The organism is Paenibacillus sp. FSL P4-0184 (genome assembly GCF_038004625.1).
Classification (GTDB): domain Bacteria; phylum Bacillota; class Bacilli; order Paenibacillales; family Paenibacillaceae; genus Paenibacillus_AQ.
This window is the reverse complement of the sequence record NZ_JBBORN010000001.1, coordinates 4,713,872-4,739,841: the sequence shown is the minus strand read 5'-3', so window position 1 is coordinate 4,739,841 and position 25,970 is coordinate 4,713,872. Positions and strand designations below refer to the sequence as shown.

The following is a 25,970-nucleotide window of genomic DNA, read 5'->3' as shown; positions in this document are numbered from 1 at the left end:
TCATTTCCACCTCTGTTCCAGATTCAGAACAATTATTTACTTCGCTTTAACCATTTATGGATAAAGCCTTTAATACCTTGAACTTTTGTTTCTTTTTTACCATCTATGGTCAAATAACTTAGGGCTAGCCGATGTATATCTTTTGCAGCAACACTGTTTGGAAAAGCCAATGAAAATGGCGTCTGCCTTTTGACAGCCTGCACTACATGGGCATCTGAGCTTATATGACCAAGATAGGAAACATCTAATTGCAAAAAACGACTGGCCGCCATACGGATCTTATCACTTGTCACTGATGCTTCTCTCTCATCACCCGCTTGATTCACAATCAGTTTAAAAGAAATCTCCGGATACGTCCGATTCACAACCTTCATTAATGCGTAAGCGTCTGTTATAGCAGTTGGCTCTGGTGTTGTAACTACTAGGCAATCGTCCGCAGAGGTTATAAACTTCATCGTTTCCTTAGATAATCCAGCACCTGTATCGAACAAAATATAATCCATGCTGTCCGCAATAAGGGCTATCTGGGCTGTGAAATAATTAAGGTCCGATTCCGAAAGAGAAAACAACTCATCCATGCCCGATCCACCAGCTATAAAAGGTAGCCCGTTCGGTCCTAACTGAATAATCTGCTCAATATCCGCTTCTCTTTTTAACAGATGATATAGGTTATACTTCGCCGACACGCCCATTAACACGTCTATGTTAGCCATGCCAATATCTGCATCGAACAGCAATACTCTCTTTCCCATTGCTTTTAAAGTTAAAGCGAAATTAAGTGTGAAATTCGATTTCCCTACGCCACCTTTACCACTACAAACAGTAATGATACGGGCGGATGTTTCCCCTTTTTCAGCTAGTTTAGGCTCCTGACTGGATACAAGCTGTCTCAAGGATTGTGCCTGATCCATCATGATTCACCTGTTCCAAGAAGCATCTCACTAAGTTGTTCTTTGGAAGCCATCAATAAATCGTCAGGTACATTTTGACCATTGGTCATATAAGATAATGTGAGAGGGAAATCATTCAGGACGTTAAAGAGTGGTCCATAACTTCCCGTCTCATCTAGCTTGGTAAAAATAACTTTATCCAGCTTGTACCTGCCGAAATGCTCTGCAATCAATTTCATATCACGGCTTTTCGAAGTTAAGCTGAGTACAAGATAGGTCTCACTTCTTAATTCCTTCGCTAGCAAGCTTTGCAGTTCTGCTACAAGCATATCATTACGATAATTCCGTCCAGCTGTATCCATAATTACAAGATCACAACTCTCCAATCGAAAGAGTGCTCTTTGTAAATCTCCGGGAGATTGTACAACCTCTAGCGGAACATTCAGGATAGCTGCGTATGTACGCAACTGCTCCACAGCTGAAATTCGATACGTATCAGAGGTGATAAAACCAACCTTGCGTCCGTTTTTGAATAGCTGTTCAGCCGCAAGCTTGGCTATGGTAGTAGTTTTTCCTACTCCTGTGGGCCCTGCAATATATACGATTTGGGTATCAGGTGCAATTCCATCAGCGATTCGCCCTGACAGGAATCCATCGAGCTGTTCTTTTAAGGACTCCTGAAATTTCTCAGGTCCCCAAGTACGCCCTTCATCCGCCCAACGTTCGGAGATATTACTGATCCACTCCTCAACAAGTACAGTATCCATCTCCTGCTCAATCAAAAGATCTCTAAGCTGCTGGAGACTATCCGGTAATTCTCTTGCCCCTGAAGACTGCCTCGCAATTCGTTCCATCCAAAGCTTCATATCTCTAATTTCACGAAGAACATCATTCTCCAGCGCCGAGGCAACCTCTGGCGTTTGATCTAACCCTAAAGATTCATATAAGGCTGATACAGAGGTAGTTTCATCTGGAATGGATTCAAGCGATTTCTGATCAGGCTCTGGATGTTTGGTTATCGATTCTTTTACATCAATAGCTTCCGACAAGGCAGCGGCGATTTCCGCAAAGGACCGAGGCTCTTCCGGCTTTTCCAACGTTACAGTAGAAGCAGATGATGAAGATGAAGCTTTTTGGTAAGCTTGCGGGACAGCGCTGCGCGGAATGTTCATCGCAGGCTTCACAGGCTTTTCAGGAGCACTCTCCTTTTGAGCTTTTTCAACAGCCGCTACTACCTCTATTTTTTTCTTTTTAAACAATCCTAAAAATCCGCCAATCTTAATTTCTTTAGTACTTAAAATTACAGCCTCGCTTCCAAGCTCACTACGAATGGAATGCATGGCGTCAGGCATCGTATCGACCACATAACGCTTCACTCTCATAAATTCACCACTCCGACGCTTTGTATTTCAATGTTAGGCTCTAGTTCGCTATAAGACAGTACAGGAATATCCTGCATTGTCCGTTCAATCACCTGCCGCAAATACATACGAATGGTGGGTGATGTGAGTACAATGGGCTGTTGTCCTGACTGCAGCAGTCGATTGATCTGTTCACTTAACCGCTGATAGATCGTTTGAGTCGATGCTGGATCCAATGCCAAATAACTGCCCTGTTCAGATTGCTGCACACTCTCAGAAATTTTCTTCTCTAGGTTAGGTCCTACCGTAATAACTTTCAGAGTCTCTCCAACTTGCGAGAATTGCTGAGTAATCTGTCTGGACAAGGATTGACGAACATATTCGGTAAGAATATCAGGATCCTTGGTGTACGTTCCGTAATCCGCCAACGTCTCAAAGATAGTAACCAAATCCCTAATCGATATTTTCTCGCGCAGCAGCTTGGCAAGTACCTTTTGCACATCCCCAATCGCTAATACCGAAGGAATAAGATCATCAACAAGCACTGGATAATTGTCTCTTAGGTTATCCACCAACATCTTAGTTTCTTGTCGTCCTAACAACTCATGTCCATAACGCTTAATCAGCTCCGTCAAATGAGTTGCAACAACGGATGGTGGATCTACCACGGTATAACCTGACAATTCAGCCCGCTCTTTAACCGATTCGTCAATCCACAACGCTGGAAGTCCAAAAGATGGTTCAATGGTCTCAATACCGTTTATAGATTCATCATCATAGCCTGGACTCATGGCTAAGTAGTGATTAAGTAATAATTCACCGCCGCCGACAGTATTTCCTTTAATTTTTATGACATATTCATTCGGTTTTAGTTGAATATTGTCGCGAATGCGAATAACAGGCACTACAAGACCCATTTCAAGTGCACATTGCCGTCGAATCATGATGATACGATCTAGTAAATCTCCACCCTGACCTGTATCTGCCAAAGGTATAAGACCGTAGCCGAACTCGAATTCAATAGGATCTACAGAGAGTAAATTAATTACACTTTCCGGACTTCGTACCTCTTCAATCTGTTTCTCTTCAACAAGCTGCTCTTCGGCAATCTGTTTTCGATTTAAATTTTGTCCCATACTATAGGCTGCAAAAGCCAGCAAACCAGCTAGCGGGAGCGTAGTGATCATATGTATAGGTGTAAAGAGACCTAGAAAAGCAACAGTAACTGCAACAATATATAACAACTTTGGATAGGAGAGTAACTGACCTGTTAATTCTTCTGCCAGATTACCTTCCGATGAAGCTCTAGTAACGATAAGACCTGCTGCAGTCGAAATGAGCAAAGCTGGAATCTGACTGACTAGACCGTCCCCGATCGTCAATACAGAATAAGTAGATAACGCAGTGGAGAAATCCATTCCATGCACAACCATACCGATAATAAATCCACCAATAAGATTGATCAACAGGATAATGATACTCGCAATCGCGTCTCCTTTAACGAATTTACTAGCACCATCCATGGCTCCGAAAAAATCCGCTTCCCGTTCAACATTGCGGCGACGCTCACGTGCCTGTGTTTCATTAATCATGCCTGCGTTAAGATCGGCATCAATACTCATCTGCTTGCCGGGCATCGCATCCAAGGTAAATCTCGCCCCTACCTCAGCTACACGCTCTGAACCTTTAGTAATAACAATAAACTGAACCACTACCAAAATCAGAAACACGATAAATCCAACGGCAATTTGTCCACCGGCGATCCAGCTTCCGAAAGTAGATACCACGGAACCCGCATCTGCGTAAGTCAGGATCAATTTCGTTGTCGAAATGTTTAGTGACAGACGAAACAATGTCGTAACAAGCAATAATGAAGGAAAAATTGAAAATTCGAGCGCATTCTTCGTGTTCATAGCAACTAATATGATAATTAATGCTATAGAAATATTAATAACTAGCAAAACGTCCAAAAGCCAGGACGGGATAGGCAGAATCATCATAAGCACAATACCGATGATGCCTAGCAAAACTGTTAAATCTTTAGCTTTCAATGTCCTAACCCCCCGCCTTATTTCCTCTTACCTTTAAGTTTATATACATATGCCAGCACTTCAGCTACAGCCTGAAACAGATCATTTGGAACGACATCTCCAATTTCTGCTCTTTGGAATAATGCCCGTGCCAGCGGTTTGTTTTCCATAGTCACGACGCCATGTTCTTTAGCCAGCTCCCGTATACGAAGTGCTACATAATCCTGCCCTTTTGCAATAATCTGTGGCGCCTCCATTTTGGAACCATCATATTTTAGCGCAACAGCAAAGTGAGTTGGATTTGTAATAATTACATCCGCGTTAGGAACTTCCTGCATCATACGCTGCATGGCCATTCTGCGTTGGCGTTCCCTGATCTTACCTTTAATTAGAGGGTCACCCTCCATTTTTTTGTATTCATCCTTGATATCCTGCTTAGACATTTTCAGGCTTTTTTCGTGCTCGTACTTCTGATACATAAAATCTAGAAAAGCCATAATTAGCAGGGCAACCCCGATTTTCAAACCAAGACTCATCGTCAGCTTGGCCGCAAACTTAAAAATTCCCTCCGCACTGATATGCGACAGGGATGCAAAGTTCTTCTTTTCTCCCCATAATGTGCTATATACCAGATAAGAAATAATTAGAAGCTTAAATATTGATTTCAGGAATTCTACAAACGAACGCATAGAGAAAATATTTTTGAATCCTTTTATCGGATTAATCTTACTGAATTTAGGAGTAATCCCCTCTCCTGTAGCCATAAAGCCCACCTGCGCCAAGTTGGAAACAAGTGCCATAACAAACGTAATTCCAAGTAATGGAGCTAGCAAAATCAAGATTTGCAAGCCATACTGATTAAATAACAGCGTTATATTCTCAGGCGTAACGTCCAGCATCATTCGATTCTGAAATACGTCCGTGTATAGCTTCATAAAACGCTCTTTCATAAAACCACCAAACATCATCAAGCTAACTACCGCAGCTAGCAATACAACCGCACCAGACAGCTCAGCACTTTTGGCTACTTGGCCTTTTTTACGAGCATCCTGCCGTTTCTTCGGGGTTGCTTTTTCCGTCTTTTCACCGGCGAAGAGTTGAAGATCTAGTCTATAACGCTTCGTCTTAGGCATAATACTCTCCCCTTACGGTCACCTACGGCTTCTTCCCCATGAGACCCAGTAAATTCTCCATGGATTCGAACATGATTTCGAAGAGATTCTGAAACAACACAGCCAGACCTGGCATCAGCACTAAAAGAAGTGCAATACCTATGATGATTTTTAGAGGAACCCCTATAACGAATACATTATATTGCGGAGCCGTTCTCGCTAAAAAAGCAAGACCAACATCGGTCAGAAACAGTGCAGTTACTAATGGAGCCGACATTTGAAAAGCTAATACAAACGACTGCGCAAATGTTCGGACCAGAAACTCTGACAAACTACCATCAACCATGCGTAGAAATAAATCATTATTCATAGGAATCCATTTATAGCTGTACACAATGGCATCTAGTAAATGGTGATGTCCATTCATACTCAAAAACATTAGCAGGGCTATCATATATTTGAAATTACCGAGAATAGGTGCTGACGTTCCTGTCATAGGATCAATGACGTTGGCAATACCGAAGCCAATCTGAATATCAATGAAAGAACCTGCTGTCTGAATCGCCATAAACATCAAATATCCAATGAAACCTAGCAATAAACCTATTAATACTTCTCTCATAATCAGCAAAATATAACTAAAATCCTGCGGAATCGTAATCCCTGTTCCATTAGCACTAAAGACTACCAATGCTACAAAAAAAGATATGCCAATCTTAAAAGTTGTCGGTACCCCTTGAGAAGAAAATACAGGAACGACAACAAAAAAGGCTGTAATTCGACAAAAAATAAGCAAAAAGACGGGTAAACTTTGCAATAAGGTATCCATGTTCATTGGTTAACCAATATACATATAGAGATTGCCTAGAATTTGGCTAGTAAAGTCAATTAGCTTCGTGATGATCCACGGTCCAAATAGCAATAAAGCCAGCAGTACTGCGACGATTTTTGGAACAAACGCTAGCGTCTGTTCCTGAATCTGTGTCGTAGCTTGAAAGATACTGATTATTAGCCCTACCACCAGACCAAGAATCAGCATGGGAGCGCTGACTTCCAGCACTAAATATACGGCTTGGCTTGCTAGACCGATAATAAACTCCGTACTCAATCCTCATGCCTCCTCTTAAGGTCAGGTGTTAAAACTAAGAAGTAGTGATTTAATGACTAAGTACCAGCCGTCTACCAGTACAAAGAGCATAATTTTAAAAGGTAATGAAATCATGACCGGGGGAAGCATCATCATCCCCATGGCCATCAGCGTACTCGCCACAACAATATCAATAATCAGAAATGGAATGAAAATTAAGAAGCCCATTGTAAAAGCTTTTTTCAATTCTCCAATTGCGAAAGCTGGCACCATCACCGTCAGTGGAATATCACTGTATGTAGCCGGTTTAGCCGATCCCGTATAACCGGTATATTTCATAAATAACAAAAGGTCTTTGGAATTGGTCTGTTTAAACATAAACTCTTTCATCGGATCAGCAGCTTTATCAAAAGCCTCAGTCTGGGTAATCGTCCCCTTCATATACGGCTGTAATGCCGTTTCATTCACTTGCGCCAAAGTTGGCGACATAATGAACAGGGTCAGAAACAGAGCAAGCCCTACCAGCACCTGATTCGGAGGCATGGCCTGAGTACCAAGTGAGGTTCTAACAAAACCGAGCACGATTACAATTCTAGTAAAACTGGTCATAAGAACTAGAAACGCCGGAGCAATACTCAGAACCGTAACGAGAAGAAGAATTGATATGGAACTGGTACCACCGCTTGAACCATCTTCATTACCGACCTGAATATTAACATTAGGTATAGGATCAGCATGTATCGGCCGCATCATAACTATACTAATGAACCCGAACAGCAGAATAGCAAGAATTAGCTTCTTTTTCATAAATTCCTCGACTCATCCTTAGTAACATCATCCCGTAACAGCTCTTCCATTTTCTCTTTTCGCTCTGGTGCAGAACGAAGCTTGGATTGCAGTGTCTCGTAAAAAGATGATGTTTCACTAAGCTCGATTTCTTCTGATGGAACCTCCCCACGCAGCTTAACCTTAACCTTGGCAATAAGCGGTGCGAGAAAATTATTCTGGTTGGAGGACTGATCCTCAAATGCTGCAATGATCAAAGCTACCTCATCCGGATCAGTGACTTTATCCAAGATGGATATGTTCTCACCAATCCCGATTAAGTAAAGGCTGCTTCCCAGTTCAATAACCTGCATCGACTTGTTAGGTCCCAGCCCTACAGCACCAAGCGTTCGAATGGAGCGCCCGCTCATAAAGGTCTGATTACGACGTCCAAGAAAACGGATCAGCAGCACAATAAGTACAATGATTACCGCAAGGACAATAATAACGTTAAGCAAATTCAGCAGGGTGTTATTGCTCCCGAGCGGTTCTGAATTGAGGGGCATGTCTTTTTCCTACACACCCAACGTTTTGTTGATAGCTTCAATAACTCGGTCAGCTTGGAAAGGCTTCACAATAAAGTCTTTTGCTCCCGCTTGAATAGCATCGATAACCATAGCCTGCTGGCCCATGGCTGAACACATGATGACCTTAGCAGCCGGATCTACCTTCTTGATTTCTTTCAGGGCGGCGATTCCGTCCATCTCAGGCATAGTTATATCCATCGTGATGAGGTCCGGACGCAGTTCTTTAAATTTCTCTATAGCTTGAGAACCGTCCTGAGCTTCGCCCACTACTTCAAATCCGTTTTTCGACAAAATGTCACGGATCATCATTCTCATAAATGCTGCATCGTCCACGATTAGAATTCGGTTAGCCATTTTTACAAAATCCTCCCTAAGTATGCTTATTGTAATTTCTGAATTCGGTCCCACTGGCTGACGATATCCGTAACGCGTACGCCGAAGTTTTCGTCGATAACTACGACTTCACCTTTGGCAATAAGCTTGTTGTTAACCAAAATATCTACAGGCTCACCGGCGAGCTTGTCCAGCTCAATGATCGAGCCTTGAGACATTTCTAAAATATCTTTAATCTGCTTCTGGGTCCTTCCTAATTCTACGGTTACTCTAAGCGGTATGTCCATCAATAAATTTAAATTGTTTTCATCAATATGACCAAAAGCTCCACCGTTAAGGTTAGCAAATTGTACAGGCTGTACATTTACATTGCGATTCGCTTCAGGACTAAGCGGTGGTGTCTGCCCATAAGGCATGCCTTGAGGCGGCATTCCGTAGGGTGGCATCCCTGGCATGCCATACGCCGGCATTCCTGCTGGAGGATAATAATATCCGCCTTCTGGCATCCCTGGATAACCAGGCATCCCCTGCGGCGGGTACGGCGGAGGTGTTTCTCCTACGGGCTGTGAAGGCGCCTGTTGCACTGGAGGAGCTACAGGAGGCGTCTCTTGAGCTGGCTTAGCAGGAGTCTCTGTCGACGTAACTGCAGCCTCCTGCGCTGCAGGGCTAACATCACCCAGAAGCATCGTTACCATATCCTTAGCAAACTGGACAGGCAAGAGCTGCATAATAGTAGAGTCTATTAAATCTCCTATCTTAAGTCGAAACGAAATTCGAATTAAGGTTTCTTCATTGGGTAAACTGCCTACACCTTCACCACTGGACATGTTTAAAATGTCGATACCCGGAGGCGAAATATTAACAAATCGATTGAAGATCGTAGACATTGATGTGGCAGAAGAACCCATCATTTGGTTCATAGCTTCCTGCACAGCACTAATGTGTATTTCATTCAATTCTTCATCTTTAGGTTCGCCTTCCCCACCAAGCATTAAATCTGCGATGACCTGTGCATCCCTAATCTTAATAACAAGTGAGTTAATACCCTGAAATCCATCTACATATTCCACGTGTACAGCTACATGTGGTTTAGGAAAAGCCACTTCAAACTCCCCGCGTGTAATGATGGAAACTTGAGGGGTTGTAATATCAACCTTTTTCCCCAGTAAAGTGGAAAGAGCTGTCGCTGCACTACCAAATGTTATATTACCGATTTCACCCAAAGCATCCTGTTCAAACGGTGTTAAATAGTCATTTACCGTTTTCTCTGAAGGAGCCAATGAGCCTTCCGCAGATTGTCTCAGAAGGGCGTCGATTTCTTCTTGGGATAAATAATCTTTACTCGTCAAATTCTTCAACTCCTTCACTGACAATCTCGTCTATTTGCACGGCTACCCGGTCTTTCACCATTCCAGGACTTCCGATGAACTTAAGCTTCTCCCCTACCTTAATCGAGAGTCCAGTATCTACATTCCTATTTAGTGAGATCACGTCACCGACGCTAAGCCCAAGAAACTCAGATATAGATAAGCTCGATTCTCCAAGTTCAGCGACAATCGGCAGTTTCGCCTTATGAACTCTAGCTTTAATAGCTTCAAGTTCATCTGCATCCCGCGTCTTCTTCTCTGTTACAAACCATTGGTGAACAGATAGTCTAGACATTATTGGTTCCAGAACGACGTGCGGTATGCACAGATTGATCATACCTGTTGTATCTCCAATTTTGGTGCTTAACGAGATTAATGCAATGGTCTCATTGGGCGATACAATTTGCATGAACTGTGGGTTCGTTTCGAGCGCTTCCATGCGCGGATGGATATCCAGCACAGTCTTCCAAGCTTCCTGCAAGCTCTCAAAACATCTGCTGAAGATACGCTCCATAATCGTTGTTTCGATTTCAGTTAAAGCATTAATCTTAGATGGCGCAGTCCCAAAACCGCCCAGCAATCTGTCAAGCATAGCGAAAGCGATGTTTGGATGAACTTCCATTACCATTCGACCTTCTAAAGGTTCGGCTTCAAAAATGTTCAGTATTGTCATTTTCGGAATGGAACGAATGAATTCATCATAAGGGAGCTGCTCTACTTGAACGACATTAATCTGCACAAAGGTGCGTAATTGGGCTGAAAAGTACGTTGTAAGATAACGTGCGAAATTGTCATGAATCCTTGTAAGACTACGAATATGATCTTTTGAAAATCGAACAGCCCGTTTAAAGTCATAAGATCGGATCTTCTTCTGAGTTTCTTCCTTTTTAAGTTCATCGGCATCCATCTCACCTGAAGAAAGTGCAGCAAGTAGAGCATCTATTTCGTTTTGTGATAGTACATCAACCAATTCAATCACCCCCCTATCAAAGAATTATCATGCCTGAAGCTACATAGAAGCCAAAAGGTATTTGGTGACTTCGATCTGAGTGATTTTGCCTTCGGTCAATGTCTTATTGATCAGATTAACAAGCTTGCTGCTAAGCTGGTCTTTGCCATTTGCTCCATTAAGCTCCTCAGGTTTGGTATCTGCAAGCGTTTTGATAATAATCGGTTTGATTTTGATCTCTTTTATTTTTTCGAATGCTTCCTTTGATTTCGCAGAATTCAGTTGGAAGGCGAAATCTATTTGAACGATATAATCGGGATCAGCAAGATTTGTTTTGATATCTTTGATCTCTGCCGTTAATTCGACGATTTCATCTGCAGTTAAATACTTGGTTTCCACACTTTGAACCGCAGCATTTACATCATTCGAATCTTTCGGAAAGATCTTGTCCATTAATAAAAATGCGGCGATCACGATAAGTGTAATCGCAAGTAAAATCGTAAGTAACCATGGCAGCATCTTCTTCATGTTAGCTCCTCCATTGACTGGACTTTAATGGTGGCAGCATATGTGCCTATGTCCCTGTTATAATCCCGGATCTTCGTAATAACTTCATCAGCTTTTTCAAGCACGATCAGTCTTTTTCCGGTTACTAGCGTAATATATGTATCCGGGCTTTCTTCTACCATTTCTACCAGTAGGGCATTGATCCACATCGGTGTTCCATTTAATCTCGTTACCGATATCATAACAGGCCTCCTAACAAAAATAGGGGGAGGGGTACCTCCCCCACGACTCCGCGTTAATCTTTAAAAAGATATTTAATTATTGATAAAATTAACGCTTCAGGTTAACTACTTCCTGCAGCACTTCATCAGAAGTCGTAATGATACGGGAGTTCGCCTGGAATCCACGTTGCGATACGATCATTTCTGTAAATTCATTCGTAAGATCCACATTGGACATTTCGAGTTGACCAGAAATGATAGCGCCTGTTCCAGTTTCAGTATCATTTGCTACTGTAGGAACAAGCTCACCTTCTGCATTCGCATTAAGTGACATACGGTATAGATTGCCACCAATTTTCTCTAACCCAGATGGATTAGTAACCTTAGCTACACCGATCTTCACACCTGCTTCAGTCGTTCCATCCGACATGGTCTGAACAATCGTTCCATCATTGGAAATGGAGAATGCTGTTACATCATCACCCAGTTGAATGGGTCCACCATCGGAATCTAGCACATGAAGTCCGTCAGAAGTTACAAGATTACGTGCAGCATCTACATGAAAATCTCCTGCACGAGTCAAGAAAGGTGTTTCTTGATCTCCTGATAGCTTTACTAGGAAAAATCCATCTCCGTCAATGCGTAAATCTGTCGGGTTATTAGTAGTTTGAGCACTACCGGACAAATGGAGTGTATCGATAGAAGCGATACTTACGCCCAGTCCGATTTGTTTAGCATTCATACCACCTGCACCATCATCACTAGGAGCAGTTACACCAGAAACGGTTTGACTCATAATGTCCTTGAACATAACCCGTCCTGATTTAAAACCAATTGTATTGACATTGGCAATGTTATTACCGATTACATCAAGCTTAGTCTGAAAGCCTCTCATCCCCGAAACCCCTGAATACATAGATCTTAACATTTGTGTTGTCCTCCCAGATTATAGAGTCCTAATAACTTACTAAGTGAATGGGACCGCGTCAGTCGGTCAGCGGCCGCCTCGGCTTTCCGTTAGGACCAGCCGGTTATGAAATCACAATTGCACTATCAATTTGCGTAAATACGTTATCTTTAATCGAATTTCCATCCATAGCGGTTACAACCGTACGATTCGGGACACTTACGATAAATGCCAAGTCCTTCATTAATATCAAGGATTCTTTACTGCCTTTGGCAGCAGCTTTATCCACAGCAGAAGATATCTGATCCAGTTGTCTGCTTCCAAGTTCAATTCCTCTTTGTTCAAGACGCTTAGCAGCATGATTGCTGAATTTTAGTAGCTTCTGTTGCAGTACGCTCTCAAAGGAGGCTTCTCCAGTCACAGTCTGCTTCGGTATCGAAGATCGCTGTAACGTTGAGGAATGTAGGGACGACGCAGGATACAGTTGGCCTATGGTCAGCCTGTCACTCATATTGTCGCCTCGCTTCCTCCGTTATTCTCCGGAGTATTATTATCTGTACCAGAACCATTCTCTGTTGTTGCGGGATTCTGAATTTGTGTAATATCGGTTAAAGCAATTCTGTCTTTCCCCACAACCGCATATTGAATCCCCTTGCTGACAACGATTGATTCAACGTTCCCTGTCTTAGGTAGATTTGTGGCGGTATCCGTCCATGTGATATCTTTACCAATCAAGCCGGATACTGATCCAAGAGACTGATTCATTGATGTAAGCTGTGTAGAGATATTCATCAGCTGCTCAACAGATGTAAACTGTGCCATTTGAGCAATAAATTCTTTATCTTGCATCGGCTGCATCGGATCTTGATTCTGCAGCTGGGTGATCAATATCTTCAAAAACTGATCCTTACCCAATACAGAATTCCCTGTTGTTTTAGTAGATTCAGGAGTTGTATAATTCCACTGGTCTTTGGTAGAAACAGGAGGAGTTGTTGTTGTCGTCATAACCGTTCACCTCTCTTTCACTTGTGATAAGTTTAAGCTTTGGCAGAGAAGGAGTTCCCTTGATTATCATCTTCTTGCCCTGCGTTTGAAACCCAATCTTTCCATTCACCATTTAGCTCTGCGGCAAGAATGGCATCATTAGCTTCCTCACGACTTTCTTTGGAGCGTCTTCCCTGCTGACCACTTCCAGAACCAGGTTGGCGTCCTTCTTGACCCCACCCTGAATTGAGGGGGGTATTATTTTGTGTGACTTCCAATTTTTCTACTTGGAGGCCTTGAGACTGCAATGCTGCTCGAAGCTGGTTCATCTGCTGTTCCAACATATCCTTTGCTCCGGAATGTTCAGTCATAAACTGTGCAACCAGATGGCCGTTTTGCATAGTAATCTTAACATCTACTTGTCCGAGATTTTCTGGAAAGAGTGATATCGTTGCCTCAGCTACTCCGCCTTTTTGCACAATCTCCAATTTACCTGTAATAAAACCGGTCATTTCCTGTGCAAACTGATGAACGGGTACAGGAGCTACTGGAACCTCAGCCTTCAATGGAGCAGTAATTCCTCCTCGAAGAGCTAGTTGACCAGCAGTTACAACCTCATGATCTCCTTCTATGATAGTAGTTCCTGATGTGGAATCTTGAGTTGATTCTGCCTGCTTTGTTTCTCCAGTTGCACTGCTTTTAATCAATGGAGCGGTAAGCTCTGCTTCAGGATCTTGAACAGCTCCTGAGGTCACAGGGGAAGTTAGGACTGCTTCATTCTTAATTGCAGTCGCTTCTCCAGCACGGTTACTAAGGTTTTGAATGGTCTTGTCCGTCGTATTACCTTTGCTTTCAGTCACTATAGGTTGTTGTACAGATACACCAGAATTTTCATTTAAACTGGAGTTCTTTCCCTTTCCCTTAATAGTGTTAGCGGAGGACTGTTCTAGTATTGCTGTAAAATTATTTAACAGGCTTATTCCTTTACTAGCAGCTTCTTCGTTCCCACTGACAGCAGCTTCCTGAATCATAGTAACTAAACTTTGCAAATCATCTTGAACAGCAAATCGCAGTGTATCCGCATGCTGAGCTAACGGCGACAAGCTTCCTGCCGACTCCGTATCAGATGTAGCATCACCTTCAGTCGCTTGACTTCCTGATAGAAGAGCTGATACCTGAAGAAGCCAAGCTTGCAAAGCTACCAGCACAGCAGGATCGCTATTGATGCTTTCATCCAGATTTTCAACATCAGCAGTTAGCTTCTCGATAAGATCAGAATTCTGCGTATCTTGTTCCCCTTGATCTTCTCCAGTTGTCTGCACTTCCTTTAAAAGACCTTGCAATAAAGAGGCTAGATTTCCTAGAAGCGGATCAGTAGGTACCGATGTGGTGTTAGCTGTGTTTCCTCCCATAGTTTGCACTAAAGTCTGCGCGAAAGGTACAGCAGCTGTTGTGCCAGTAGAAGTCGATGAGCTACCACTTGCGGCTGTAGCATTTGCGCTCACAAGCGATTGAACCACTAAACTCATATTATTTTTCACCTCCTTTCAATATTTATTTAGCACCCATCAAACGGTTAACAATCTTCGCGGTTTGCGCACTATCATTTTTAGTCATTTCCCCCAAAATCGAAGAACGAACACTATCACTTACGGTATTCATAATCGTTACTACTTTATCAGGGCTAATCTTATACATTTCTCCTAGTAGAGAAGCTGCATTGGCAGGCGTCATTGAACTAAAGGTTTGGTTCAACTTTTCCTTATCCAGATTTGTACTAGTTTTAGTCGTTTGAGTAGTGCCAGCTTCTTTTTTCAATCTAGATTGAAGAGCAGCAATTGCCATATCACCCGAAGAGGTAGTTTCTTTCAACTTAATCGTCACATCTGCCGCTTTTTGAGGATCCATTTTTTCCAGAATCGCAGTTTTACTCGCTTTATTCATTACGCTGAATATCTGCACCATCTCTTCTGTAGTCAAATTCTCCATAATCGGTGCAGCTTTGGAAGCTTTCATGCCCGCGTACAGCTTCGCCAGATCAGTAACCTGCTTCTGATAAGGGTCTTCTGTTTCCTCCGTGTTTATTTCAGCAGCTGCAGCAGCTTCCGTCTTCATTCCCTCAATTTGCGACTCTAGCGCCTGAACTTTGGTATCCTGGGCTGTTTTTTCATCTGTGACCTTCTTCAACTCATCTGCCTGCTGGGCAAGCTGAGCTTTGAGCTCCTTAATCGTTGAGTTTGAGCTCACTTCCTGCTTTTTGCTTTCTTCCTTCGGTTTAGAAGGATCTGTTGGCGGATCAGGAACCCATTTTTCCAGAATCGGAATTTTATTCGCAACTTCAAGCACGTTATTACGAATGTCCATATTAAAAAGCGTCAACAGTACTCCAAGCAGTACTAGCGTGAAGATAATCGGTATCATTAGAAATAAGAACCGCTCAAATTTCCCCGCTGACCCTTCATTTTCAAGTTCCATATCATTATCAATTTTAGCCACTAGCGGAAACCTCCCGGGTTAGAGGGATTTCATCGCGAAGCGGACGGTTGCCATCTCATCCAGTTCGTTTTGTTCCCGTAAAATCATACTTTGCTGAAACTGTGTCTCAGCCTTATCTTTTGCCTTTAACCATACTTTTTCATCTAATACCTTTGTGCTTAACTGATCTTGCTTCTTCAAGACTTCCTGATGTGCACTTCTAATGTCCGTATGTTTACGGGCAATGCATATATCCAGGTATTCTACATATTCTTGCATTTCACGAATCTTCGCCATAGGTGCCTTTTGTTCTGCGGCATTTTGTAAAGATAACATAATAGCGCTCCGCTGAAAGGTGAGTTCATCCAGGCTTCTTTCTTGTGCCTGCAATTCTCCAAGCGCGCTTGAGAGCATCCATTCTGCCTGTGTCTTCTCATTGCCCTTCAAGTCAACGACTTTTTGAAAAGTATAATGAAATCTCATGATACTGAATCAACTCCTCGAGAAGTGTGAAATTAAAGACTGTTGAACTTCAGCCAGCGTAACTTTTTCATTCACTCTTTGTTTGGTGAATTCCCATATACTGTCTATATACTCCATCGACTCATCAATTTGAGCATTGGAGCCTCTCTGATACGCTCCGATATTAATTAAATCCTCTGAATCCTTGTACACGGCCATTAGTCGCTTAACATTCTCTGCAGCAGCGATCTGTTCTTCTGGCGCAATATCCTTCATTACACGACTAATGCTGGAAAGCACATCTATTGCTGGAAAATGTCCTTTGTTCGCAATACTTCGGTTAAGGACGATATGTCCATCGAGTATTCCTCTCACTGCATCAGCGATCGGCTCATTCATGTCATCACCATCAACCAATACAGTGTAAAAAGCTGTGATAGAGCCTGTAGGACCAGTTCCAGCGCGTTCTAGTAGTTTAGGTAAGCTTGCAAATACAGATGGTGTGTAACCTCTCATAGCTGGTGGTTCTCCGACTGCAAGTCCAACTTCACGTTGAGCCATAGCATAACGAGTGACCGAATCCATCATCAGCATCACATTAAGTCCACGATCCCGAAAATACTCAGCAATCGTAGTAGCAATAAGTGCTCCCTTAATTCGAATTAATGCAGGCTGATCAGATGTAGCGACAATAACGACTGACCTCTGCAAACCCTCAGGTCCCAAATCGCGTTCGATGAAATCCAGTACTTCCCTGCCACGTTCCCCAATCAGAGCGATAACATTAACATCTGCTGATGTATTACGTGCAATCATTCCCATGAGCGTACTTTTGCCGACCCCTGAACCAGCGAAAATCCCCACCCGCTGACCTTTACCAATTGTTAGCAAACCATCTATCGCTCTTACACCGATGCTAATAGGTTCTTGCACTCGTGGTCTATTGAGTGGATTGGACGGAATGTTAAAGGTCGAACTATGTGGCATTCGAGCTGGGATCAGGGAACCATCAAGCGGTTGCCCTAGACCATCCAGTACCTTACCCAGCAATTCTGAACCCACCTGAACACTAAGCGGCTTGCCTGTTCCCACTACATCACAACCAGGTCCAATGGCCTGCAGTTCTCCAAGTGGCATTAATAGCACCTTGTTGTCACGGAAACCAACGACTTCAGCTTGCAGCGGCTTATTTCCTTTAGAAGGATAGATATAGCACACATCACCAATGCTAGCATCAGGTCCTTCCGATTCAACCATAAGACCGATAACCTGCGTCACTTTCCCATTGATCCTCACCGGATCGAGATTACGAAGTTGCTCCTTATAACGGTTACTATCAAGCATCTTCTTCCCCATTTCTCTGCTCATCGGTGTCCAGCGCGATTCTTACCAGCTCTTTTTTGATTTCTGCAAGCTGAGTATCAATTCGGGCATCTATGCTGCCAAAGGAGGAGCGGATTACACAACCTTGATCTTTCACAGTCGAGTCAGGCAAGATCTGTAGTTCAGCCTGCGAGTCAACCGCTAATGACAACTCTTCCCTTGCTGCGTTTACGAAAGCGAACTGCGCAGGTGATACACACAGTGAAATCAGCCCCTGCTCACGTTTACGAGCTAGATTCTTCCGAATCAAATCCATTGCAAACTGCGGCTCAACCGTTAACTGTCTGTCCACAATTTTCTCCGCAATATCACAGCTTAGCTCAACCAAGAAAGGCTCAGCTTCCTGAATAATGACATCCCTTGCCTTATAGGCTTCAGTTAAAACAGCACGCGCTTCATCCATCATCGCTGCAATTTTGAGCTTCATCTCTTGCTCAGCTTGAGAAACACCTTCTTGATACCCTAGCTGATAAGCCTCGGCTTTGACGGCCTCGACCAGATGTTCATCCTGCTCACGCCGCTCTTTCCACCACTCTTCAGCCTCCGCTTTTGAGGATTCAACAATCTGTTCCGCTTCAAGAGAGGCATTCCGTACTTGCTCTTCAGCAAATTCTTGGGCGTCTTTAAGCATTTGCTTACGTGCCACTTCAGCCTCTTCACGAGCGGGATCATGATAGTGAGTCTCGCTTACAGTCTCCTCTGGAACGGGCTCCTCAGTTAGGCCCGCATAATGCCGGGCCTGCTCCAATCTTTTCAGTACATCAACTGGAACATACTGAGAATGCTTAATCAGCTTAGACAATGATGTCATCTCCTCCGCCACGAGCGATGATAATTTCTCCAGACTCTTCGAGTCTGCGGATCGTACCTACAATACGCGTTTGCGCTTCTTCTACATCACGCAACCGCACAGGACCCATGTACTCCATTTCTTCTCGGAATGTCTCTGCCATACGTTTGGACATATTCCGGAAAATAACATCTCGTACTTCTTCGCTTGCAACCTTAAGGGCAAGCTGCAGGTCCGCATTATCAATATCACGAATAATACGCTGAATCGAACGGTTATCCACATTGACAATATCCTCGAATACGAACATCCGCTTCTTGATTTCCTCGGCGAGCTCTGGATCTTGAATTTCGAGAGAATCCAGAATTGTGCGCTCTGTCCCACGGTCAACACCATTCAAGATTTGTACGATTGATTCGATACCGCCAGCATTTGTATAATCCTGAGTTACTGTAGCAGAAAGCTTCTGCTCCAGCACTCGTTCAATTTGTGTAATGACCTCCGGAGAGGTGCTGTCCATTACAGCAATTCTTCTAGCCACCTCCGCCTGCTTCTCTTGAGGTAATGAGGAGAGAATAGCTGCGGCTTGTTCGAATTGTAGATAAGACAATACAAGTGCGATAGTCTGGACATTCTCATTCTGAATAAAGTTCAAAATCTGGTTTGGATCAGCTTTGCGTGCAAAATCGAAAGGTCTTACCTGCAAAGTCGCAGTCAGACGGTTAATGACCTCCATTGCTTTTGCGGAACCAAGTGCTTTCTCCAGAATCTCTTTGGCGTAGTTAATACCGCCTTGTGATATATATTCCTGGGCGAGGCATATCTGATGGAACTCAGACATGATCGACTCTTTTTCACTGCTGTCCACTTTACGGACATTGGCAATTTCAAGAGTTAATTGTTCAATCTCCTCGTCTCTTAAATGTTTGAATATTTGCGCCGATACCTCGGGCCCTAGTGTGATAAGCAGGATCGCGGCCTTTTGACGGCCACTAAGCCCCTGCTGACTAGCCTTTGCCATTAGTTCACCTCTGTTCGTCTGCAAGCCATGTACGCAGCAGATTTACGAATTCGTCTGGCTTTTTCTTGGCCAAACTTTCCAATTGCTTACGAACTTGACTGTCATTCGTCACACTTTCCAAATTAATAGATGGAAATTCGGTAGGAACCTGCAATGGAATGTCTTCATCTTCCTCTTCCACAGTCTTCTTACGACTCCGATAGATTAGATATCCTCCACCTGCTCCAACCAGCAATGCAGCTGCTCCGATAGCCCATAACATCCATGTGGCAAGACCACCTGGTGTTGTATTAGCAGCGGTTCCGCCAAATTGTTGAGAATACACCGAAACCTTTTTGGTTAAATCAGCGTCTGTATATGTAGTACCTGAATCTGCGAGCGAAGCACGAACAATATTCACCAAAATGTTTTGAATTGCTGCTGATGTAGCAGCGTCCAAAGTATTTTGTCCTGTAGGTGGTTCAACTGCAACATTTATGGTTAAATCTTTAACAGTAAAGGGACTTGCGATAACATCCTTTGTAATTCGGTTTACTTCATAGTTCCTCGTTTCAGAAGATTCTTCCGAAGTAGAAGTATCCGTACCGGCTTGTGAAGGATAGCCCGCTACATCTTGTGAACCAGTGCCTGCCACTCCGCCAGTTGTATTTCCTTGACCCGAATACGAATTACTAATGATTTGTGAACTGATCTCAATCCCCTTCATGCTCTCTGTATCCACAGGGGTTACGAGATTTTCCTTCCGGTTTTCCTTGTCAAAGTTCAGCTTCGAAAATACAAGAACATCAACTTTATCTGGACCCGTAAGAGTGCTAAGGAATTGTTTCACATCTTTCTTTACTTCTTCTTCGAATTTCTTCTGAAGAGCGAAGTTCTCTTCGACTTGGCTGGAAACTCCAGCTTGTCCACCTTTGGCCGTAGGCATTAACTCGACTTCATTATTAGCAATCGTAATGTTATCGACTGGTAGATTTGGAACAGCCGTCTTTACAAGGTTAAAGTACCCATCAATATTATCTTGAGTGGGTCTGAATCCCGGATTAAATGAAAGCACAACGGATGCAGACGCTTGCTCTTGGTCAGCCTGGGAAGCAAAAACTGTTTCTTTAGGCAGATTAATCAGCACTTTAGCATCCTTAATTCCTTGCATACGTCTCATTAACTGTTCTACTTCACCGTTTAATGCATTATTATACTTCACATTAAACTCACTATCTGTCGTCCCTATCATTGACGAATTTTCATTAAAGACCTTATAACCGATAGAACCCCCCTGAACAATCCCCTGAGAACCGATATCCACCTTTATTCGAGCCGCTTCTGTGCTTGGCACGGAGATGCTCTTTCCATCTTGGCTTAATCGGTATGAAACACCTGCTGTATCCAAGTAGTTCATTACTCCAGCTGAATCTGTGCTGTCCAAATCTTGAAACGCTACTTCATATTCTGTCTTTGAAAGCTGCATGGTTAATACTACGATTATTATTAGAATGATAAACAATGTAGAAAAGAATAAAATCTTCTGTTTACCACTAAATCTGTTCCAATACAGGGTCACCTTCTCCCGATATTGGGCAAATCTTTCATTCACAGTGTCACCCCATCCGGAACTAAGCTAGGAATTAATTAAATTTGAGTTCTCATAATTTCTTGATAGGCTTCTATCACTTTGTTCCGGACTTGTGTAGTCAACTGCAAACTCAGTAAAGCCTGTTGGGAAGAAATCATCACCTCGTCTATGTTCACTTCTCCCAATACAAATTTATTACTCATATCCTTCGCTTGTTGTTCCTGATCTGCTACTTTAGTGAGTGCATTCTCAAGATAAGAACCAAAGCTCTCCATGGCATTAGCAGGAGTGGATGAAACTTCGGTAGATGTTGGTTTCATGGCAAGCTGCTGTACAGCTTGAACCCCATTAGTGATATTCTGTATCAACTGTTTCCCTCCTAAAAGTTTTGTAAGCATATGCTTCCTAGATTCACTTCGTACAAAACTCACTTTGGAAGCGTTCCTTGTGTTAATTACGTTTAGCGCCCAATTTCGAGTGCTTTACTCACCATAGCTTTAGATGCATTCAGCATCGTGACATTGGCTTCATAAGAACGTGATGCAGATAACATATCTACCATTTCTTTGGTAATATCTACGTTTGGCATATAGACATAACCTTCGGCATCCGCATCAGGATGGCTTGGGTTGTAAACTGGCTTTAACGGTGAAGTATCTTCTATAATGGACTGCACCTTTACACCTTCACTACTACTACCGTTCAATTTCGAATTTAGTATATTCGAGAACTTATTGCTTTCGGTAGCTTCCATAACAACAAGCTTTCGACGGTAAGGAACGGCTTTGCCATCAACCACCGATGCTCTTGTAGTTTCCGCATTGGCCACGTTGGAGGAAATCACGTCCATCCGCAATCGTTGAGCTGTTAATGCTGATGCACTTATCCCAAAACTACTTCCAAAGTTCATGCAATCTTATCCTCCTTGAATTACAGCTCGCATCATCGAAATTTGACTGTTGATCTGCTCGACATAAGAACTATACCTGAGTTGGTTCTCAGCACTTAACGCCATTTCTCGTTCTACATCCACATTGTTGTCGTTATTATTCATCGAGGTAGTTTCATCCGTACTAACGACAGCTGCTGGTACAATTCTATTGGTACCAAATTGAAAATGTCGGGAGTCCGTTACCTTCGCGTTAAGTGTAGATTTTATTCCACTTTCTTGTTGCTGAAGGAAACTTTCGAATGAAACATCAGAACGTTTGAAATTTGGCGTATCTTCGTTAGCCACATTATTCGCTAGAACATTTTGTCGTTTGTAGGCAGCATCAATGCCTCCCTGCAATCGTTGAAAACTGACACTATTCAGCAATCCCAAGATAATTCCTCCTTTCAAAGCTATCATAATGAATTAAATTCCACAACTTCTCTTAAAAAACCTGCTTGATTTCGACAAAAAAAGTATAAAAATCCTCTAATTATCCATTTTCACGTCGAACCTTGTCGCAAAGTATAACTTATTAGTATTTTTGCATACATTGATTTTCATTTAATTTGTATATTATTACAATAAGAAATAAGCCCTATCTTTTTAGAAAAGACAGGGCTTTTGACACTTTATTGCTATTTTATTCCTTTTTTAACTCAGAATTTTCTTTTTAATTGCATGTTTTTACATTTATTTACCTTTTATTGACACCGAATTGTAATTTTCTAATTCGTTATGCCCAAATTCAAATAAATAAGATTTGTTGCATTAAAGAATATATTGGCTTAAATCACGATCCTGTGCGATGCTTGCCAATTTCTCACGCACATACTCCGGTGTAATAACCATAGTGTCCAAAGTCAGTTCAGGAGCTTCAAAAGAAAGATCCTCCAATAACTTCTCCAAAATGGTATGAAGTCGCCGAGCACCTATGTTCTCCATATTTTGATTCACTGAAGCAGCTATTTTGGCAATTTCATAAATAGCATCTTTCTGGAACTCCACTTCAATGTCCTCGGTTTTTAACAAATTAACATATTGTTTCGTCAAAGCGTTCTCTGGCTCTGTTAAGATGGAAACAAAATCCTCCAGTGTCAGACTGCTTAGTTCTACGCGAATCGGAAAACGCCCCTGAAGCTCTGGAATCAGATCAGAAGGTTTAGCAACATGAAATGCCCCGGCAGCCATGAAGAGCACGTAGTCCGTCTTCACAGGACCGTATTTTGTCATGATTGTAGAACCCTCTACAATTGGAAGGATATCTCTTTGCACACCTTCACGTGATACATCAGGGCCCGAACCCTTACCTTGACTTGCAACCTTATCAATCTCATCGATAAAAATAATACCCGATTGTTCAGCGCGTGTCACAGATTCCTGAATGACATCATCCATATCAATCAGTTTGGTTGCTTCATCCTGAATTAGCACTTTACGAGCCTCACGGATAGGAAGCTTGCGCTTCTTCGTCCGCTTCGGAAGCAAGCTACCAAACATTTCTTGCATATTCATCCCCATCTGGTCGTTCCCTTGCCCTGCAAACATATCCAGCATAGATGGCGCTGTATCCTCAACATCTATTTCAATGATATCTTCTTCCAATTGACCAGCTAGCAGCTTAAATCTAACCCCGCGACGGCGTTCGCTTAAGCTTCCATCTGGTTCGGAATCTTCTTTAGAATCCTCTTGTGAAGAGTTCCCGCCAAAAATCATCTCAAAAGGATTCTTCTGAGATTTATTTTTTGAAGACGAGGGCACTAAAATAGAGACAATCCGCTCATTAGCCAGTTCTTCTGCACGGTCTTTCACCTTTTCCGTACGCTCTAGCTTCACCATACGAATAGAGGTCTCAACTAAATCACGCACCATAGACTCCACATCTCGCCCTACATAACCAACCTCAGTGAATTTGGTTGCCTCCACTTTGATGAACGGAGCATTAACGAGCTTAGCTAGACGCCGAGCAATCTCAGTTTTCCCTACACCAGTAGGTCCGATCATCAAGATGTTCTTAGGAACAACTTCATCACGCAGTTCCTCAGCCAGCAGACTGCGCCGATAACGATTACGAAGGGCAACAGCTACCGATTTCTTAGCTTGTTTCTGACCTACAATATATTTATCCAATTCAGCTACGATTTGACGGGGTGTTAGCGATTGATTCACCATCGTGAATTCCTCCTTGTCTCTATGGCACTGAGCCTATAATTGCTCAACAATAATATTGGAGTTAGTATACACACATATTTCTGATGCAATCTGAAGAGCTTCACGAGCGATATCCGCAGCAGCAAGATTTGGAGCATGACGTTTGAGCGCGCGACCGGAAGCAAGTGCAAAGTTACCACCGGAACCAATAGCGAGTACATCATCATCTGGCTCGATAATTTCACCATTTCCGGAGATCAAGAGCATTCCTTCCTTGTCCATCACAATCATCAATGCCTCAAGTTTTCGAAGAATACGATCTTGACGCCAGTCTTTCGCCAATTCTACGGCTGCCCGTTGCAGGTTTCCATGATGCTCCTCCAACTTGCCTTCGAATTTTTCGAACAAAGTGATAGCATCGGCCACAGATCCTGCAAACCCTGCTATTACTTGTCCTCTGTATAAGCGACGAACTTTTCTGGCCGTCGTCTTCATAATTACACTCTCTCCGAATGTAACCTGACCATCACCTGCTATAGCTGCCTGTCCGTTATGTCTTACAGCACAAATTGTAGTCGCATGAAAGCTGGGTACCATGATTGTAGTTACCTCCTTAAGATGGGCTTTGTTCAAAAATAAGAAGTATACGTTTCACGTTATACATTATCCTTATATTTCTCACTTAAACGCTAACGCTTATCATCCTTATAAGGACGCCCAAGGCGCTTATTCTTGGTTGTCGATAGCCTCCGGCTCTATATAAGCAAGGCCAGTACGATTGGCGTACTCGGCAAGACTGTCTAGTGCACGATGCGCTAACATCTCATTCTTTTCTTTCTTATTACGGATTTTCTTCTCCACCTTCGGCAGAAGACCAAAATTAGCATTCATAGGCTGAAAATGCTCCGGATCAGCAGAAGTGATATAAGCAGGCATACTACCAAGCACCGTGTCTTGTGGGAAGATCAGTCCTTCTTGACCAAGTGCGGCTCTAGCAGCGTTAATGCCGGCAATCAGACCTGAAGCTGCTGATTCCACATAACCTTCCACGCCAGTCATCTGTCCAGCAAAGTACAGCCTTTCTTTACCCTTCATTTGATAAGTAGGATGCAAGAGTTTAGGAGAATTAATAAAGGTATTTCTGTGCATTACACCATACCGAACGTATTCAGCGTTCTCAAGACCTGGAATCAGCGAGAATACCCGCTTCTGTTCGCCCCATTTCAAGTGCGTTTGAAAGCCCACCAGATTGTAAAGCGTTCCAGCAGCGTTATCCTGACGAAGCTGCACTACCGCGTAAGGTAGCTTACCTGTGTGCGGATTGATAAGCCCTACAGGCTTCATCGGACCAAACAATGCTGTTTGCTTACCGCGCTTCATCATGATTTCGATAGGCATACAGCCCTCAAAGTATATCTCTTTCTCAAAATCCTTGAGCGCTGCCGTCTCAGCAGAAATCAACGCATCATAAAACACGTCAAACTCTTCTTCAGTCATAGGACAGTTCAGATATGCTGCTTCCCCTTTGTCATAACGGGAAGCCAGATACACTTTATTCATATCAATACTGTCCTTCTCAACAATCGGTGCTGCAGCATCATAAAAATAGAAATACTCTTCACCTAATAGACCCTTAATTTCAGCAGATAATGCAGGGGAAGTTAGTGGACCCGTTGCAATAACAACAATCCCTTCCTCCGGTATATGCGAAAGTTCTTCATTTATGACTTCCACGAGCGGATGATTATGCAATGTACTCGTAATTTCTCCCGAGAAACCATCCCGATCCACGGCAAGTGCACCGCCAGCAGGTACAGCGTGGCGATCAGCCGCACCTAATACAAGAGAGTTTAAACGTCGCATTTCTTCCTTTAATACACCCACCGCATTGCCTAAACCATTTGCACGCAAGGAGTTGCTGCATACTAGTTCTGCGAATTGATTCGTGTGGTGTGCTGGCGTCTTCACCACTGGTCTCATTTCATACAATCTTACCGGTACGCCTTGAGAAGCTATTTGCCAAGCCGCTTCACTTCCTGCGAGACCTGCTCCAATTACTGTTACCTTTGCTGTATCTGTCACTGTCT

29 protein-coding genes are annotated in these 25,970 nt (G+C 43.0%); all 29 read right to left on the bottom strand.

Annotated features, from left to right (window positions below; translation table 11 throughout):
• Window positions 1–32 precede the first annotated feature (32 nt).
• On the bottom strand, window positions 33–914 hold the full coding sequence (locus tag MKY52_RS20920; protein ID WP_076285422.1) for a MinD/ParA family protein: 882 nt from the start codon (window positions 912–914) through the stop codon (window positions 33–35).
• Window positions 911–2,272 carry a flagellar biosynthesis protein FlhF gene (gene flhF, locus MKY52_RS20915; RefSeq protein ID WP_341053179.1) on the bottom strand — a complete coding sequence of 454 codons (1,362 nt, stop codon included), beginning with the start codon at window positions 2,270–2,272 and terminating at the stop codon, window positions 911–913. Before flhF ends, MKY52_RS20920 begins: the two co-directional genes overlap by 4 nt.
• Window positions 2,269–4,302, bottom strand: coding sequence for a flagellar biosynthesis protein FlhA (flhA, locus tag MKY52_RS20910; RefSeq protein ID WP_042189438.1), 2,034 nt, complete (start codon window positions 4,300–4,302; stop codon window positions 2,269–2,271). Before flhA ends, flhF begins: the two co-directional genes overlap by 4 nt.
• Before the next feature lie 17 nt (window positions 4,303–4,319).
• Window positions 4,320–5,414, bottom strand: coding sequence for a flagellar biosynthesis protein FlhB (gene flhB / locus MKY52_RS20905; RefSeq protein WP_042189439.1), 1,095 nt, complete (start codon window positions 5,412–5,414; stop codon window positions 4,320–4,322).
• Between the two features lie 22 nt (window positions 5,415–5,436).
• Window positions 5,437–6,222: a flagellar biosynthetic protein FliR gene (gene fliR, locus MKY52_RS20900; protein WP_042194135.1), complete on the bottom strand. Its 786-nt coding sequence runs from the start codon at window positions 6,220–6,222 to the stop codon at window positions 5,437–5,439.
• A 9-nt stretch (window positions 6,223–6,231) separates the two neighbouring features.
• The gene (gene fliQ / locus MKY52_RS20895) at window positions 6,232–6,501 is read right to left on the bottom strand and encodes a flagellar biosynthesis protein FliQ (protein WP_036688516.1); all 270 of its coding nucleotides are present in this window, start codon (window positions 6,499–6,501) and stop codon (window positions 6,232–6,234) included.
• Between the two features lie 21 nt (window positions 6,502–6,522).
• On the bottom strand, window positions 6,523–7,287 hold the full coding sequence (gene fliP / locus MKY52_RS20890) for a flagellar type III secretion system pore protein FliP (RefSeq protein WP_042189441.1): 765 nt from the start codon (window positions 7,285–7,287) through the stop codon (window positions 6,523–6,525).
• Window positions 7,284–7,811, bottom strand: coding sequence for a flagellar biosynthetic protein FliO (locus MKY52_RS20885; protein WP_042189442.1), 528 nt, complete (start codon window positions 7,809–7,811; stop codon window positions 7,284–7,286). The genes fliP and MKY52_RS20885 overlap by 4 nt, the downstream gene beginning before the upstream one ends.
• Window positions 7,812–7,820: 9 nt before the next feature.
• Window positions 7,821–8,186: a response regulator gene (locus MKY52_RS20880; RefSeq protein ID WP_036688523.1), complete on the bottom strand. Its 366-nt coding sequence runs from the start codon at window positions 8,184–8,186 to the stop codon at window positions 7,821–7,823.
• A gap of 26 nt (window positions 8,187–8,212) precedes the next feature.
• The gene (gene fliY / locus MKY52_RS20875; protein WP_076299241.1) at window positions 8,213–9,514 is read right to left on the bottom strand and encodes a flagellar motor switch phosphatase FliY; all 1,302 of its coding nucleotides are present in this window, start codon (window positions 9,512–9,514) and stop codon (window positions 8,213–8,215) included.
• Window positions 9,504–10,502 (bottom strand): flagellar motor switch protein FliM, encoded by a 999-nt coding sequence (gene fliM, locus MKY52_RS20870; RefSeq protein ID WP_076119558.1) that lies wholly within the window; start codon window positions 10,500–10,502, stop codon window positions 9,504–9,506. The genes fliY and fliM overlap by 11 nt, the downstream gene beginning before the upstream one ends.
• A gap of 39 nt (window positions 10,503–10,541) precedes the next feature.
• Window positions 10,542–11,009, bottom strand: coding sequence for a flagellar basal body-associated FliL family protein (locus MKY52_RS20865; protein WP_042189445.1), 468 nt, complete (start codon window positions 11,007–11,009; stop codon window positions 10,542–10,544).
• Window positions 11,006–11,230 (bottom strand): flagellar FlbD family protein, encoded by a 225-nt coding sequence (locus MKY52_RS20860; protein WP_042128923.1) that lies wholly within the window; start codon window positions 11,228–11,230, stop codon window positions 11,006–11,008. The genes MKY52_RS20865 and MKY52_RS20860 overlap by 4 nt, the downstream gene beginning before the upstream one ends.
• Window positions 11,231–11,318: 88 nt before the next feature.
• Window positions 11,319–12,137: a flagellar basal body rod protein FlgG gene (flgG, locus tag MKY52_RS20855; protein ID WP_341053178.1), complete on the bottom strand. Its 819-nt coding sequence runs from the start codon at window positions 12,135–12,137 to the stop codon at window positions 11,319–11,321.
• A gap of 103 nt (window positions 12,138–12,240) precedes the next feature.
• Window positions 12,241–12,627 carry a TIGR02530 family flagellar biosynthesis protein gene (locus MKY52_RS20850; RefSeq protein WP_341053176.1) on the bottom strand — a complete coding sequence of 129 codons (387 nt, stop codon included), beginning with the start codon at window positions 12,625–12,627 and terminating at the stop codon, window positions 12,241–12,243.
• Window positions 12,624–13,121, bottom strand: a complete 498-nt coding sequence (locus MKY52_RS20845; protein ID WP_341053175.1) for a flagellar hook capping FlgD N-terminal domain-containing protein — start codon at window positions 13,119–13,121, stop codon at window positions 12,624–12,626. The genes MKY52_RS20850 and MKY52_RS20845 overlap by 4 nt, the downstream gene beginning before the upstream one ends.
• Window positions 13,122–13,153: 32 nt before the next feature.
• Window positions 13,154–14,629 (bottom strand): flagellar hook-length control protein FliK, encoded by a 1,476-nt coding sequence (locus MKY52_RS20840; protein ID WP_341053174.1) that lies wholly within the window; start codon window positions 14,627–14,629, stop codon window positions 13,154–13,156.
• A 25-nt stretch (window positions 14,630–14,654) separates the two neighbouring features.
• Window positions 14,655–15,596 (bottom strand): MotE family protein, encoded by a 942-nt coding sequence (locus tag MKY52_RS20835; RefSeq protein WP_305953480.1) that lies wholly within the window; start codon window positions 15,594–15,596, stop codon window positions 14,655–14,657.
• A gap of 18 nt (window positions 15,597–15,614) precedes the next feature.
• A complete protein-coding gene (gene fliJ / locus MKY52_RS20830) occupies window positions 15,615–16,058 on the bottom strand; it encodes a flagellar export protein FliJ (protein WP_076285416.1) in 444 nt (147 codons plus the stop codon).
• Window positions 16,059–16,067: 9 nt separating this feature from the next.
• Entirely contained in the window at window positions 16,068–17,393 is a 1,326-nt protein-coding gene (gene fliI / locus MKY52_RS20825) for a flagellar protein export ATPase FliI (RefSeq protein ID WP_042128931.1), read from the bottom strand.
• Window positions 17,374–18,222: a FliH/SctL family protein gene (locus MKY52_RS20820; RefSeq protein ID WP_042189449.1), complete on the bottom strand. Its 849-nt coding sequence runs from the start codon at window positions 18,220–18,222 to the stop codon at window positions 17,374–17,376. Before MKY52_RS20820 ends, fliI begins: the two co-directional genes overlap by 20 nt.
• The gene (fliG, locus tag MKY52_RS20815; RefSeq protein WP_042128934.1) at window positions 18,215–19,231 is read right to left on the bottom strand and encodes a flagellar motor switch protein FliG; all 1,017 of its coding nucleotides are present in this window, start codon (window positions 19,229–19,231) and stop codon (window positions 18,215–18,217) included. Before fliG ends, MKY52_RS20820 begins: the two co-directional genes overlap by 8 nt.
• A gap of 4 nt (window positions 19,232–19,235) precedes the next feature.
• Window positions 19,236–20,822 carry a flagellar basal-body MS-ring/collar protein FliF gene (gene fliF, locus MKY52_RS20810; protein WP_341053173.1) on the bottom strand — a complete coding sequence of 529 codons (1,587 nt, stop codon included), beginning with the start codon at window positions 20,820–20,822 and terminating at the stop codon, window positions 19,236–19,238.
• 35 nt (window positions 20,823–20,857) lie between these two features.
• Window positions 20,858–21,169 (bottom strand): flagellar hook-basal body complex protein FliE, encoded by a 312-nt coding sequence (fliE, locus tag MKY52_RS20805; RefSeq protein ID WP_042189451.1) that lies wholly within the window; start codon window positions 21,167–21,169, stop codon window positions 20,858–20,860.
• Between the two features lie 92 nt (window positions 21,170–21,261).
• On the bottom strand, window positions 21,262–21,711 hold the full coding sequence (gene flgC, locus MKY52_RS20800; RefSeq protein ID WP_042189452.1) for a flagellar basal body rod protein FlgC: 450 nt from the start codon (window positions 21,709–21,711) through the stop codon (window positions 21,262–21,264).
• 6 nt (window positions 21,712–21,717) lie between these two features.
• Window positions 21,718–22,125, bottom strand: a complete 408-nt coding sequence (flgB, locus tag MKY52_RS20795) for a flagellar basal body rod protein FlgB (RefSeq protein WP_341053171.1) — start codon at window positions 22,123–22,125, stop codon at window positions 21,718–21,720.
• Between the two features lie 378 nt (window positions 22,126–22,503).
• On the bottom strand, window positions 22,504–23,904 hold the full coding sequence (hslU, locus tag MKY52_RS20790) for an ATP-dependent protease ATPase subunit HslU (RefSeq protein WP_076299246.1): 1,401 nt from the start codon (window positions 23,902–23,904) through the stop codon (window positions 22,504–22,506).
• Window positions 23,905–23,937: 33 nt separating this feature from the next.
• The gene (gene hslV / locus MKY52_RS20785) at window positions 23,938–24,480 is read right to left on the bottom strand and encodes an ATP-dependent protease subunit HslV (protein WP_042189455.1); all 543 of its coding nucleotides are present in this window, start codon (window positions 24,478–24,480) and stop codon (window positions 23,938–23,940) included.
• 129 nt (window positions 24,481–24,609) lie between these two features.
• Window positions 24,610–25,965, bottom strand: coding sequence for an FADH(2)-oxidizing methylenetetrahydrofolate--tRNA-(uracil(54)-C(5))-methyltransferase TrmFO (gene trmFO / locus MKY52_RS20780; RefSeq protein ID WP_341053170.1), 1,356 nt, complete (start codon window positions 25,963–25,965; stop codon window positions 24,610–24,612).
• Window positions 25,966–25,970 lie beyond the last annotated feature (5 nt).